General features: G+C 64.9%; 11 protein-coding genes and 1 pseudogene. 8 read left to right on the top strand and 4 right to left on the bottom strand.

From position 1 onward, the window contains the following. Positions 1-42: 42 nt before the first annotated feature. From ACVWWN_RS03890 to ACVWWN_RS03880, 3 genes are read left to right on the top strand one after another with little or no spacing between them, the layout of a single operon-like run. Positions 43-1,875 (top strand): hypothetical protein, encoded by a 1,833-nt coding sequence (locus tag ACVWWN_RS03890; RefSeq protein WP_457142710.1) that lies wholly within the window; start codon positions 43-45, stop codon positions 1,873-1,875. Between the two features lie 2 nt (positions 1,876-1,877). After that, positions 1,878-2,519 carry a hypothetical protein gene (locus ACVWWN_RS03885; protein ID WP_457142709.1) on the top strand — a complete coding sequence of 214 codons (642 nt, stop codon included), beginning with the start codon at positions 1,878-1,880 and terminating at the stop codon, positions 2,517-2,519. Positions 2,520-2,529: 10 nt separating this feature from the next. Beyond that, positions 2,530-3,504 carry an aldo/keto reductase gene (locus ACVWWN_RS03880; protein ID WP_457142708.1) on the top strand — a complete coding sequence of 325 codons (975 nt, stop codon included), beginning with the start codon at positions 2,530-2,532 and terminating at the stop codon, positions 3,502-3,504. A 170-nt stretch (positions 3,505-3,674) separates the two neighbouring features. Here the strand turns inward: ACVWWN_RS03880 and ACVWWN_RS03875 are convergent, their stop codons facing one another. After that, complete coding sequence (locus ACVWWN_RS03875) at positions 3,675-5,096, bottom strand: aldehyde dehydrogenase family protein (RefSeq protein ID WP_457148988.1); 1,422 nt, start codon at positions 5,094-5,096, stop codon at positions 3,675-3,677. Between the two features lie 345 nt (positions 5,097-5,441). Here ACVWWN_RS03875 and ACVWWN_RS03870 point away from each other — a divergent pair, with 345 nt between their 5' ends. Continuing rightward, a complete protein-coding gene (locus ACVWWN_RS03870; protein ID WP_457142707.1) occupies positions 5,442-6,236 on the top strand; it encodes an alpha/beta fold hydrolase in 795 nt (264 codons plus the stop codon). After that, on the top strand, positions 6,226-6,627 hold the full coding sequence (locus tag ACVWWN_RS03865) for a carboxymuconolactone decarboxylase family protein (RefSeq protein WP_457142706.1): 402 nt from the start codon (positions 6,226-6,228) through the stop codon (positions 6,625-6,627). Before ACVWWN_RS03870 ends, ACVWWN_RS03865 begins: the two co-directional genes overlap by 11 nt. A 111-nt stretch (positions 6,628-6,738) precedes the next feature. Here the strand turns inward: ACVWWN_RS03865 and ACVWWN_RS03860 are convergent, their stop codons facing one another. Both ACVWWN_RS03860 and ACVWWN_RS03855 read right to left on the bottom strand, forming a co-directional pair. Then, entirely contained in the window at positions 6,739-7,236 is a 498-nt protein-coding gene (locus ACVWWN_RS03860) for a cyclophilin-like fold protein (protein ID WP_457142705.1), read from the bottom strand. 20 nt (positions 7,237-7,256) lie between these two features. After that, positions 7,257-7,379, bottom strand: a complete 123-nt coding sequence (locus ACVWWN_RS03855; protein ID WP_457142704.1) for a hypothetical protein — start codon at positions 7,377-7,379, stop codon at positions 7,257-7,259. Positions 7,380-7,428: 49 nt separating this feature from the next. On the opposite strand from ACVWWN_RS03855, the pseudogene ACVWWN_RS03850 reads away from it, so the two are divergent. Next, a pseudogene (locus ACVWWN_RS03850) lies at positions 7,429-7,938 on the top strand (class I SAM-dependent methyltransferase); the annotation flags it as partial. 739 nt (positions 7,939-8,677) lie between these two features. After that, on the top strand, positions 8,678-9,064 hold the full coding sequence (locus ACVWWN_RS03845; RefSeq protein WP_457142703.1) for an Ig-like domain-containing protein: 387 nt from the start codon (positions 8,678-8,680) through the stop codon (positions 9,062-9,064). A 480-nt stretch (positions 9,065-9,544) separates the two neighbouring features. On the opposite strand, the gene ACVWWN_RS03840 is transcribed toward ACVWWN_RS03845, so the two are convergent. Further along, positions 9,545-9,793, bottom strand: coding sequence for a hypothetical protein (locus ACVWWN_RS03840; RefSeq protein WP_457142702.1), 249 nt, complete (start codon positions 9,791-9,793; stop codon positions 9,545-9,547). A 399-nt stretch (positions 9,794-10,192) separates the two neighbouring features. On the opposite strand from ACVWWN_RS03840, the gene ACVWWN_RS03835 reads away from it, so the two are divergent. Next, a complete protein-coding gene (locus ACVWWN_RS03835; protein ID WP_457142701.1) occupies positions 10,193-12,799 on the top strand; it encodes a heavy metal translocating P-type ATPase in 2,607 nt (868 codons plus the stop codon). Positions 12,800-13,548: the final 749 nt, after the last annotated feature.

Raw genomic sequence — 13,548 nt, 5'->3', positions numbered from 1 at the left:
GTGAGTTTCCGCGGCGTCGGATCGACGAAAAGGAGTTCCCAGATGACGGCTGTGGCGGCCCCCGTCGCTGTTCCGCAATGGGCGTACGACGCGCTCGAAACCAAGGTCGGTGATGAAGTGCGGTCCTCTGCTCTGCCATTCATGCGCTCGCCGGACACGGTTCTCGGTCCATCGGTGTTGCACGCAATGAGCGCCAGCAGACTCAGTTTCGCTCAAACCCTTGTGCGGCGAATGGCAGAGCACCGGTGGACGATCACCCTGCACCAGTGCGAGATCGCCGAGGACAGTACCGGCTTTCTGGCCTATGACATCGAAGCCGAGGAGTTACGCATCTCCTTTGGGGTCTACGTCTATCCGCCGCTGCCTGTCGATGAGTCGGGGCAGCCGCAGATGTTCCGCTCGATGAAACGCGAGTTCCTTGGCATATTGCTGGACGGTCCGGTTGACCGGGAGCGGTTCGACAGGGAGCGGCGACAATTCGACGACAGGATGTGGCGCGGCCGCAGTGACCCCAAAGTCTACGGCTGGACCATCGCCAGCCGCGGGACCCGCAGTTTCGATCAAGTGGTGCAGGCACTCGCCGATGGACATCAACCCGACGTTGCGCGCCTGGACGCCACCGGCGGCTACATTCTGCGCAACGGCGGCTACTACGGCAACGGCCGCATGGGGACACGCGCATGGACCAGTTACGCCGGCACCGACCGCGCCCTGTCGACGCCGTACCACGTCGATCTGTTCTCGGTGTACCTCTGGCGGCTGGTGAGTTTCGATCTTGCCGAAGCGACGGCCCGCGCCCGCAACCCGAACTCCGCTGCTCTGGACCCGCACATCAAACGCCACCTCGGCATCGGAAACTCATCGGGACTGGGCACGGTCGCGGCGGTACAACGCTGGCCCGCCAGGTTCGCCGCCGCCGTGCTCGCCCGCGAAATGGCGTTCGCCTACGTCAAGTCGCGCCCGGGACCCGTCGAGGCCGAAGAGTCCCGTCGGCTGGCCGAATTGCTTTCCAACGCTGCCATCGCCTATCGCAATGCCCCACAGGCCGACACGGCGTTACTCGAGCCACGTCAGCACGTCTGCGACGCCTTGATGCACATTCGCGCCGACGCTGAGCGACTTGCCGGGCAACAACCATCACTGGACGCACATCCGTGGAACCAACTCGCCGATGACGCAGCGCGCTACGGCAGCGCCGAAGCGGTCGAGGTCTTACACAGCCTGCTCCTGGAGCTCTATCCCGAAGTCGACGGGTTCGACCAAATCGTCAACATGGGGTCGGTTCGCCACCACCTGCATGATCCATCGATGACCATCGCGGACCTACGGTCAATCCTCGAGACCCACTTCGGTTGGGTCCTCAAGCTGGACCTGACCTCACCTGGCAAGCGTGAATTCTTCTGGTACCGGTCTGAGGAAAACGGTGAGAACCGCCGCGGCGAGCGCTCCGTGGACATCGGTGTGGAGCGGGAAACATTCATCGACGTCGCCGGCACCGGCCGGCGGCTCTACGATGCCCTGTCCGGATTGCCCGACGACTCGACGGTGGGTCGGTTCCTGCTCGAAGAACCCGAGCACGCCGTAGGCGTAGCGCGTGCGCAGCTGGCCGCCGATTCGCCCTATAGCGAGATTCACGCCAGCGTTTGCGATGCCGATTTTCTGGCAAGCGACGGGATACGCGCCTTTCTGGCCCTGCTGGGGATCGAATTGCCGACTCCCCACAGCGGGAGATGGGTCCGCGGCTTGTTCTTCCGCGGCGCACCTCTGCCCGAAGACCTATCGCACGGCGTTGTCGGTCAGTGGGGGATCGGCGCCAGGGCCGCCGACCGCCCGCATGACAGTGCCACCGACGCCAACGCGGAAAGGGCACGATAGGCGTGGTCATCAATATTGCAGTCCCGGAATTGCGTCGCTACGCGCCGGATGCGCTGAAAATGGTGGGTATTCCCGCCGGCCAGGCTGATGACTGCGCCGACCTGCTCACCTGGACCGAAGCCGTCGTCGGCGGTGCGGTGCAATTCGTGCAGCGCAACAGGGCCCGGCTGCTGTGGACGCCACGGCCGCGGGCACGCGTCGTGTCAGAGACACCCGGCGAAGTCGTCGTGGCCGCGCGGGCCGGCAGCCTGCTGGAACTCGGAATACCGATCTTCGACTTCATCTGCGCCGAAGCGAGGACGCACCGCCAGCGGCTGGTCCGGGTCAACAGCACCTACGGACTGGTGTTCCTCGACTACCTCACGGCCCGCTGCGCCCATCGCGGCGTCGTGATCGACATACAAATCGTCACCGGCGGTGATCAGTCACCTGAAAGCACCGATCCAGTACTCGATCTCGCAGTACACGCCGTCGCGGACACGGCAGCCGAACCGGATTCAACACCCGGACTCGATACACCGGCCTACCGACAGGCCCTCGCACACGGCATCGAACTCAGCGACGAGGACTTCCACACCATCACTTCACTATTCGAGATGCTGCGCGTTCCGACCTCGGAACGATCACGGTCTCACGCCGGCTAGAAGGAGTTTCATGCACTACGTCCGCCTAGGCGCCACCAACCTGATGACCTCGCGCATCGGCTTCGGGGCAATGGGGATCGGTCACCCAGAATGGCGCTCATGGGTCCTCGACGAGACACAATCACAGCCGCTGATCGAGCGAGCAGTCGAACTCGGCATCACATTCTTCGACACGTCCGACTTCTACTCGAGCGGCCACAGCGAACACGTACTGGGAGCAGCGCTCAAGCGAGTACTGCCCCGCGAGGACTACATCCTGGCCACCAAGGTGGGCAACCGGATGGGTGAACGCCCGACAACGCTGGGCTACTCACGCAAACACATCATCGCCGCCGTCGAGGACTCCCTGCGGCGACTCGACGTCGACTACATCGACCTCTACCAGACCCATGTCTGGCGTCCCGACACCAACATCGAAGAAACCCTGAAAACCCTCGACTGGCTGATCACGACGGGCAAGGTTCGCTATGTCGGCGCGACCGACATGCCGGTCTCGCAGTTCGCCAAGTTCGTGTATGAAGCCAAAGCCCGCGGTCTACACGGGTTTTCGAGCATGCAACATCATTACAACCTGGTGTGGCGCGAGCACGAGTCGGAACTGATTCCGATGTGTCAGGCCGAAGGAATCGGATTGCTGCCCTACAGCCCACTGGCGCGAGGGTTCCTTTCCGGTGATCCCGCAGGACACGACCGTGACACCGAACGCGGACGAACCGACGAGTATTCTCGCCAATGGTACGGACGCGACAGCGACCAGCACGTCCTCAAGGCGCTGCTGAAGATCGCGACCGAACGAGACGCCGCCGCCGCGGCGATCGCCTTGGCATGGGTCCTCGCCAAAACTCCTGGCGCCACCCCACTGATCGGGGCGACGTCGGCTCAACAACTCGACGTCATCGAGCAAGCGTTGTCCACCGAACTGACCCCAGATGAGATCAACGCCTTGGAGGCTCCGTACGTGGCACGCCTTCGCTACGGTCACTGAGCCTTGAACGGGAACTTGCCGGAGTAATTTCGTCCCCGGTAGCTACTGCAGTCGCCTAGGTTTCTCGGCTGCCGTAGCTACCGGGCGCTCCTTCAGCCTGTCAGCCCAGCGAATCCCGCACGACCTGGAAGTCGAAGTCGCGCTCCGCTTCCGATCGTTGGCTGCCGGAGTCAGCTGAGTTTGGTGAATACCGAAGTCGTCTCGAGGAACAACTCGAGACCCTCAGCACCAAGCTCACGACCCCAGCCAGATTCCTTGAAGCCGCCTGTGGGCATCGTTACATCAGGCAAACCATGCACGTTGATTCCCACACGCCCCACCCGCAAACGGCTTGCCACCTGATGTGCGGTCTTGACGTTGCGCGTCCACACCGATGCGGCAAGCCCGTAACTCGAGGCATTCGCGGCCGCAACTGCCTCATCTACTGAACCGAACTTCATCGCCGCCACGACCGGCCCAAAGATTTCCTCGGTAACCGCCTGCATCTCAGGGCGGGCGTCACCGAGAACTGTTGGCTCAATGAAGAATCCGGGATCGCTGCGATGACCGCCGGCCAGCAACGTGGCGCCCTCGGTAAGTCCGGATTCGATGTAACCAAGCACGGTCTCACGTTGTTCGGCAGAAATGACCGGACCCATCTGGGAACGTGGATCGAAGCTGTAGCCGACGTTGAGCGCCTCCGCCCGCTTGGCCACACCTGCGACAACGTCGCCGTAGATGTCTTCGTGGACCAATAGCCGTGATCCCGCGGTACAGACCTGGCCGGCGTTGGAAAAAATCGCCGCAGCCGCTCCGTTTATCGCTTCGTCTATGTCGGCATCGTCGAAAACCAACACCGGGGACTTGCCGCCAAGCTCCAGCGATACCTTCTTGAGATTTCCCGTCGCAGCGTGCACAACTTCTCGCCCCACCGCAGTCGAACCGGTAAACGCCACCTTGTCGACGTCGGGATGCGCCGCCAGTCGTGCACCGACATTGGGGCCATCGCCTGTAAGCACGTTGAGCACTCCGTCGGGTACGCCCGCTTCAAGCGCAATCTCGGCCAACAACAAGGCCGTAAGGGGAGTGAGTTCGGCAGGCTTGACGATGCAGCTGCAGCCTGCTGCCAGCGCCGGCGCGACCTTCCACGCGGCCATCAGCAGCGGCGAATTCCACGGGGTGATCAACGCGGCAACGCCGACGGGACTCTTCACGGTATAGGTGTGCAATTCCATTGCGCGGGTCCGCAATTGTGCGGAGCGGCCGCCGATCTTGTCGGCCCACCCCGCGTAATAGCGGAAAATCCGGGCGGCTTCGGGTATCAGGCCCTGTCGGGCGTTCGCGTGTGGGCCACCCTGGTTCAGCGCCTCGATCGTCGCGATCTCGTCGGCGCGGGCATCGATCAACTCGGCGATCCGCCACAGGACTCGGGCGCGGTCATCGGCAGGCTGGCCGTGCCACACGCCGCCATCAAAGCTCCTACGCGCCGCGGCTACCGCTGCCTCGACATGTGAGGGAGCAGCATCAGGTACATGTGCGATGACCTCGCCAGTCCCTGGATCGATCACGTCGCGGGACTCGGCGCTGTCTACGTGCTTGCCGTCAATCAACATCTGCCACTGGCGGCTGGTCCACGCAGCGGCAAAGGAGTGTGTATCCAAAAGTAGTGGCATCCGACTAACCCTTCAGACGGCGGAATAGAAACAATTCACCGAGCATCCACGCCGAGCCTACGTCACATATCAGCTGTCTGTCAGCAGGCGATCGTCCTTCGACCTGAACACGCGTTGGACGACGCCTAGCGCCCGCAAGCTGCCATCTTTGGGCCGCAGAGGTTAGATGTCACCACTGCTTGACGAGTGAGGGAATCGGACAGTTTAATTGCTGCTAAGCACCTAGCAGACAGCTGATAGCAGTCACTCTCTCTTGGCCGGCTGCGTAAAGGAGGGCTGACAGCGATGCCAGCGCAATGCCCGAACAATCGGTCGGCGATTGACGTGCACTACGAAGTCCAAGGCGACCTCTTTGCTGCGGTCCCGATTGTCCTTATTCACGGAGTGGGCAGTTCGCTTGCGTGCTGGGATGACGTGCTACCTCTGCTACCGCGCGATCGGGCGATCATTCGTTACGACCTCCGCGGTCACGGACGCTCGCAGGCGCCCGACGGCGTCTGGACGATCGATGACTTCGTCGCTGACCACGTGAAGTTGCTTCGCCGCTTGAGTGTCGAGGTGGCGGACACAGTCGGCTTTTCACTCGGTGGACTGATTGCTCAACGGGTCGCGGTCAAGCACCCTGACGTCGTCAACAACCTTGTCGTGATCGGCGCTGTTGCCGGGCGGACCGAACACGAACGCGAGGCAGTACTCGCGCGATTGGCGATGGTTGAAGCCGAAGGGCCCGCCGGCGCCGCACGAAAGAGTGTCGAGCGCTGGTACAGCCCCGAATACCGCCAAGCACACCCACAAATCGCTCGGGACGTCATCGCTCGCATGGAAAGGCTCGATCCTGCGGCATACACAAACGCCTACCGGGTCCTGGCCACCACAGATCTTGTGGACGACCTCGAGCGAATAACGGCGCCACTGTTGGCCATGACTGGAGAATTCGACGTCGGCTCACCCCCACGGATGTCGCAGGAAATGGCTGCCCGCGCGGCCGGCCGGGTGGTCGTGATCCCCGGATCTCGACATGACGTCCTCGACGAGTGCCCCGAATTGATCGCAAAGGAGATCGCTGCGCATGTCCGCTGAAGCAACATTCGAACAAGAGCTCTTCGATGAGGGAATGAAGGTACGCCGTGAGGTGCTCGGGGCCGATTACGTCGACAACGCCACACAACACGTCGATGAACTGACCGTTGAGTTCCAGAAGTTCATGACGACCTACTGCTGGGGCGGCATTTGGACCGACGATCGCCTCGAACGCGCCCAGCACAGCTTGCTAGTCCTCGGCATCACTGCCGCACTAGGCAAGCCGCGTGAGTTCGAGGCCCATGCCCGAGGAGCCATGCGTAACGGCCTCACTCCCGATCAACTCATAGCAGTGGTACGTCAAATCATGGTCTACGCAGGAGTTCCGGCGGCAGTGTCGATGCTGCCCAGTGCGCGTGCCGCAATCGCCGACTACGAATCAACGAAGTAGGGGCGCACCTCCGGTTACCGGCATGTCCGTGCTCTTCACTCCGGCATCCTTCGACGGGCCGACCGGTCGCCACTGACGAGACGTGCACCCGCAGTGCACCCCTCGCCGCATCTACCGATCCGAGGACGAGCTGGCGAGTTCGACAGTCGCGCTGAAGTCACCGGATTGGCGGGCGATGGCCTGGACGTCGCCGTCGATTTCACCGAGTCGCATGATGCCCATCCAGTAGCCGACGTCTCCGTGGTAGAGGACCAGGTCTCCGTCTGGTGCCCAGTAGCCCATATCGCCGACGTGTGGGTCAGCACCGGCCGGCATGCCGTCCACTATCACTTTCCGGGGCAGCGGCGCCGTATTCTCCGCAGCGTTCAGGTCGCGGAAGGTCACGCTCAGCGGCAGCTGCGCGGCGAGGTCTCTGGCCGTGGCGTTGTCGAACAGGTGGCCGGTCAGCACGGTGTCGATGACGATGCGAAACGCGGTCTGATCGGCGGAGACCGCGGTGGCATCCGCGGCCCTCGCCCCGGTGGTCGGGGCACCCGACGAATCGGGCCCCGGACGGTGTGCCCCACCGCACGCAGTCAGTAGAAGCGCGGCGAGGGCGCCGTGAACCACAACGGCCGACCGTAGGTGTCTCACGTCAGGTGTTCGGCATGGTCGCCGGTCGCCGGTTCCGGAAGCTGCTCGGCGGTCCAGGACGCGAGCAGGTCCAAGGCGTGCGCCGTCGGTGAGGCCGGTTCTGCGACGTAGAGGGTCAACGTCAGCCCCGGATCGTGTTACTCCCGAACCTGGGCATGCGGACAAGCCACCGGCAAGATACTAGAAGTGGCGGTCGGGACCGGCCTCAATTTGGAGGCCTACCCGCGTGACGTCACACTGACCGGAATCGACTGGAGCGACGCCATGCTCATCGCCCGTGGCCGAGTCACCGAAACTGGGCGGGAGGCCACTCTGCAGCAGGCCGACGCCCACGAGTTGCCGTTTGACGATGCTTCGTTCGACACCGCCGTCTGCACCTTCGGGCTCTGCGCTATCGCCGACCACACCAAGGCGATCTCGGAGATGGCCCGGGTACTGCGGCCCGGCGGACGGCTGATCCTCGTCGACCACATCGAAAGCAGCCCACGGGCTGCGCGTGGCGTGCAGCGGGTCCTCGAGATTTTCACGGTGCCGCTGGATGGGGAGCACTTCCTTTGTCGGCCGCTGAACCAGGTGCGAACCACTGGACTCGATGTCGAACAAGTCCAGCGATTCAAACTCGGCCTCGTTGAACGCCTCATTGCCCGCAAACCAGTCGCCACCGCGGGCCCGCAGTAGCCCGCACCCCGATCGCAGATTGCGGACCACGTCGCTGTCAAGGATTCGGTGTACCCCCGGCCTCCGAGACCGGTTCGGCGGTGTTGTCGGCGTGGTCGAACAACGCCGTCAGATCCGTTTGCAGGCGCGACAACTCGGCCAATGCGCCCGCACCTGATCAAGCCCAACCTGCAAGATGTTGACGCCGAGAGGGGACTGCCGCAGCCGGTCGCGGGTTAGGACGTCGAATCCAGTCCCGCAAGCGCCGCGGTGACTGTTGCCCGCTCCTGATCTACTATGTACGTACGTAGGCAATAGGAGGCGGGCTGCCCGTTGAGGCACTACGCAGTTGGGAGACACCAATGTTGTCCACGCTGGCGCTGCCGGCCTGCCCGATCGGGATAGGCCTGAATCATGCGGATGATGATGCGCGGCCAGAACAATCCGACACGCCAAGCCTACGGACCCGCCGATCGCAGTCAGGTTGAGGCGCTACGCGCCGAGGTGGAAGCACGCAAGGATGACCGTGCCGTTTAAGCGCCGCAGTACCGTCAGCCGATGACCGCCTGGGACACCAGTACCTGGCCGGCGGCCGAGGTCCCGAGATCGAGTTCACGCGACCAGGGACACGCCGACAAGTCGGCACCAATAAACCGCTGACACTGGGGCCGCACATTTAGCGGTCCTGCATTGATATTCGGCAACAAACGCGCTGCCCAGGGGCAGAGCCCGCAGAAGGTTGCCCAAGTCGAGGAGCGACATGAGCCCATCCCACGCCTTGCCTTCGCTTAGCCGGCGCCGAGCACTGACGGCGCTGGCGATCGGGGTGGCGCTGCCCTCAACACTGGCTTCGTGCTTCGGCGGTTCGACCACCTCAAACCAGATGCAGTCGCCGACACATCGGCAAGCTGACTCAGCAGGGCCGCCGAAGCCGACGCTGACATTTCGGCCGGCGAGCGCGGCGGTCGACGTCTCTCCGAGCGCGCCGATCGGAATTGAGGTGCGCGACGGCTGGTTCCAGCGAGTCACATTGACCACTGCGGAGGGACACGTCATCGCGGGCGAACTGAACCGAGACCGCACGTCGTTCAACGGTCATCGCGACTGCAGCGGTGCGGCGAGCAACACCTACCACCCTGGGGTCTGATCAGGCAACAGCCTGGCCGACGTCCGCTCACGGGCGCGTAGGCCCCAAATCGAGTTGGCCGCCTTAGCCACCGTGCCCTCAACCCACTTGCGCGACCGTGATCGCAGCTCCAAGCGCATTCAGGCACGAACCGACCACCGGCGCATCGAGCTGTTCACAGTTTCGATGCCGCCACCGGTTAGACGCCCGCCCGTGGGCTGGTCTCGCCCGGAATATCAAGGGCAGGTGATCCAACTTCGTCACACTTCCTTGACATTCCACCGTACTGGAATGTCTAGCGTAGGTGGGGTCAGGTTCGATTGACGACGAGCGGAAGGCGACACATCGTGCGACTACCCGGTGCCCCAATTCGGTCGAGCAGCGTGAGCTGCCACTGGGCGTGCTATGCCGAGGCGGGCGAGTGAGAGCATTGTTGGGGCCGGTGGGATACGCGCTGGCGCTGGGATTCCTGCTGATCGGTGGGTGGTTCGCCGGGCGGGCCTACGCCCAACCGGAGGCGGCGCCTCCGGCGACCATGGCCCACGCAACCGATGTTCCGATCGCGCAACCCGTGGGCAGAAGCGCGCATGCTCCCGGCGCAGTCCAGTCGCGGCTGACGCCGTTGCCCACCTCGACGGCCGTGTCGCCGCCGAGCACATCCGGCGTCGCCCATCCGGAGACCGGCGTGTTGGCCGCCCCAGCCGGCGACCGCGAGATGACCGATCCGGCCCGCGTCGGCGGCTCAGACATGTCGGGGCCCGGTGCACGTTCCAGTGGTGCTGGCGGGATGTCGGGTGGCGGGATGTCCGGTGGTGCCGGTGGGATGTCGAGTAGCGGTAGTTCTTCGGGTGGGTCGCCCGGTTCCAGCTCAACGCCCGGCTCAACCGGTTCGGGGACTGGTGGGACGTCTGACGCCGGAAGTCCAGGCGCATCAACGGGTTCCAGCGCAACGCCGGGCTCTGCAGGATCTAAGTCCGGCGGGGACCACGGGCGGCCGAACAACCCGCGCGACCAGCACCACCCGAACAACCCACAGACCAGCAGCGCAACGACGGGTGGGTCGGGCGAGCACGGTGGCGCCGGTGGGCACAAATCAAGGGATGGCAGTCGCGGATCTGCGACAGCGGGGCATGGAAGCAAGGGGCATTGATGTCTGTAACGGTTGACGGCGAAGCGGATCAGGCGCCGGACACCCAGCGGGTTGAGCTGGCGATCGGCGGGATGACCTGCGCGTCGTGCGCGGCCCGGATCGAACGCAAGCTCAACAAGCTCGACGGGGTCACCGCGGCGGTCAACTACGCCACCGAGAAGGCTCAGGTCGAATTTCCGGCGACGCTGACGACAACGGATTTGATCCAAGTCGTGCAGGACACCGGCTACACCGCTGCGCCACCGAAATCTGCTGCAGCGGCGGATGATTCGGCATCGGAATCGGCCGATGACGGGTACGACGAGCACACTCGTTCGCTGCGGCAGCGGATGCGGGTGTCGCTGCTGCTCGGGGTGCCGGTGATCGCGATGTCGATGATCCCGCCGCTGCAGTTCACCTACTGGCAATGGCTGGCGCTGACGCTGGCGGCTCCGGTCGCGGTGTGGGGGGCGTGGCCGTTTCACCGTGCCGCGCTGGCCAACCTGCGCCACGGCGCCGCCACGATGGACACCCTCATCTCGCTCGGTGTGCTCGCCGCGTTCTCCTGGTCGGTGTATGCGTTGTTTCTCGGCGCCGCCGGTCACGACGGACTGCACCACGGGTTCAGCCTGAGCGTGCAGCGGGGTATGGCGGCGCAGAACATCTACCTCGAAGTCGCCAGCGGGTTGACCGCGGCGATTCTGACGGGCCGGTTCTTCGAGGCCCGCGCGAAACGCCGCGCTGGATCGGCGTTGCGGGCGTTGCTGCAGATGGGCGCCAAAGAGGTCGCTGTTTTGCGCGGTGACAACGAGCTGCGTATCCCGGTCAACCAGCTCAGTGTCGGTGATCGGTTCGTGGTGCGGCCCGGCGAGAAGATCGCTACCGATGGTGTCGTCGAGGACGGCGCCTCGGCGGTCGACGCCAGCATGCTCACCGGGGAATCTGTGCCGGTCGAGGTGGGCCTCGGCGATCCGGTGGTCGGTGCGACCGTCAACGCCGGCGGCCGGCTCGTGGTGCGGGCGATCCGGGTGGGCGCCGACACCCAGCTGGCGCAGATGGCGCGGATGGTCGAAGACGCCCAGAACGGCAAGGCCGAGATCCAGCGCCTCGCCGACCGCGTTTCGGCGGTGTTCGTGCCGATCGTGATCGCCCTGGCGGTGCTCACCCTTGGCGTGTGGCTCGGTCTCGGCGTCGGCGCGGCCAGCGCGTTCAGTACCGCGGTGGCGGTGTTGATCATCGCCTGCCCCTGCGGGCTGGGGTTGGCCACGCCGACCGCGCTGCTGGTCGGCACCGGCCGCGGCGCCCAGCTGGGCATCCTGATCAAGGGTCCAGAGGTGCTGGAATCCACCCGCCGGGTGGACACCATTGTGCTGGACAAGACCGGCACCGTCACCACCGGCAAGATGAGCTTGACTGCCGTGCACAGCACTGGCGGCGTCTCAGAGACCGAGGCGCTGAGCATCGCCGGGGCCCTGGAAGACGCCTCCGAACACCCCATCGCCGCGGCCATCAGTCAGGCCGCCCGCCAGCGCATCGGGGATCTACCCGCCGTGCAGGACTTCGCCAACCTCGAAGGGCTCGGCGTACGCGGCCGCATCGACGGGCGCGAGGTGCTCATCGGGCGAGCCGGCCTGCTCGACCAACACGGCATCAGGCTTCCTTCCGACTTGGCTAATGCCAAGGTGCACGCCGAATCTCAGGGCCGGACCGCGGTCGTCATCGCGTGGGACGGCGCGGCCCGGGCAGTATTGGTGGTGGCGGACACGATCAAACCCACCTCCCGCGACGCCGTCGCCGGGCTACGCAAGCTTGGCCTGCGCCCGGTGCTGCTCACCGGCGACAACGCGTTGGCGGCGCGTGCCGTCGCCGACGAGGTCGGCATCGACGAGGTGATCGCCGAGGTTATGCCGAAGGACAAGGTCGACGCCGTTGCGCGTCTGCAGCGTGAAGGCCGAGTGGTGGCGATGGTCGGTGACGGCGTCAATGACGCCGCCGCCCTGGCCCAGTCCGATCTCGGGTTGGCCATAGGGACCGGCACCGACGCCGCCATCGAGGCCAGCGACCTAACCCTGGTGCGCGGCGACCTGCGCGGCGCCGTCGACGCCATCCGCCTGGCCCGGCGCACCCTGCGCACCATCAAGGGCAACCTGTTCTGGGCGTTCGCCTACAACCTCGCCGCCATCCCGCTGGCCGCGCTCGGCCTGCTCAACCCGCTCATCGGCGGCGCGACGATGGCACTATCAAGCGTGTTCGTCGTATCCAACAGCCTGCGGCTGCGGCGCTTCCGCAGCGCTCACCCGCCGACTACCCAACCACCGGCGGACGCAGCGGAAACGCCTGCAGCGCAGCCATCCTCGAGCGTCGAGTCCACACCGGCCCCCCCAGCAGCGGACCCCCAGCTGGCACAGCTGGCAGCCATCGCGGCCCAACTCGAGTCGCTGGTCAACACGCTGACCGATCAGCGCGACAAGGCGGTCCACAACGGAAACGGGCAATCCCCGCAGCCGGGTCCGGGTGCACACCATGACTTGCCTCAGGATGGCGGCCATCGCGGCCAGCAGATCAATCACCTACAGCAACTGCGCGCCGAAATCGACGCGCAACTGCGAGACTTGCAGGCACCGTAACTGACACACCACACTTCCGACGGGCAACCGGTCCTTACGCCGACAGCCGATCGCCGGTCGGGCGCGATCAAGCCTCGCCCCGAAATCACCTTTGAAGTTTGGCTCCGCTCGGTACACCCGGTGTCGTGGTCGAACCACCGGCATGGATCGGCCTGTTGGAAAACCCGCGCACGATCGCATGCGCCGGCACCGGTGACCCGCCGCGCGGCAACAGTTTCTGCTACGGGTGCGGGTCAAGCTGTCGGTGGAGGCGTTCGCGCCGGCGTCCGGGTCGCCGCTGCAGGGCAGCGGTGATCACGGCCAAGCTCGGCATGGGTGTCAGCCCCTTTTCGCGCCCTGGGCGACCCCGCGGGTAAGGCGGCCACTGTGCGGCACGGCCGGCTTGTGACTGCCATTCGGATCGCGTGGTCGTGGCGGGTTACTCCGTCCTCACGGGCGGGCTCCCGTCGCACCACGAAACCGCCGGCGGCCAGTCGGATCGCCTCGACGATGTCTGGCAGGCACTGCGGATCGGAGTGCCACCACAGTCACCCACGGACACGACCCCTGACAAATTGCTTCGGCCGGCGCGACCCCGGTCGAGGAGGTCGGGGCCGGATGGATCCACAACAGATCAACGCTCCCGACGCCCGGCGCCGCAGCGAACTCGTGGCCGGGACGAGGCTGTACGCCGGCCGGCGTAAATCTACTAAGTACGTACGTAGAACGTAGCGACAACAGGCTCTATGTGCTGCGCAGTTGGGAGTGCA

The organism is Mycobacterium sp. URHB0021 (assembly GCF_054057895.1).
This window is presented reverse-complemented; position numbering and strand designations above follow the sequence as displayed.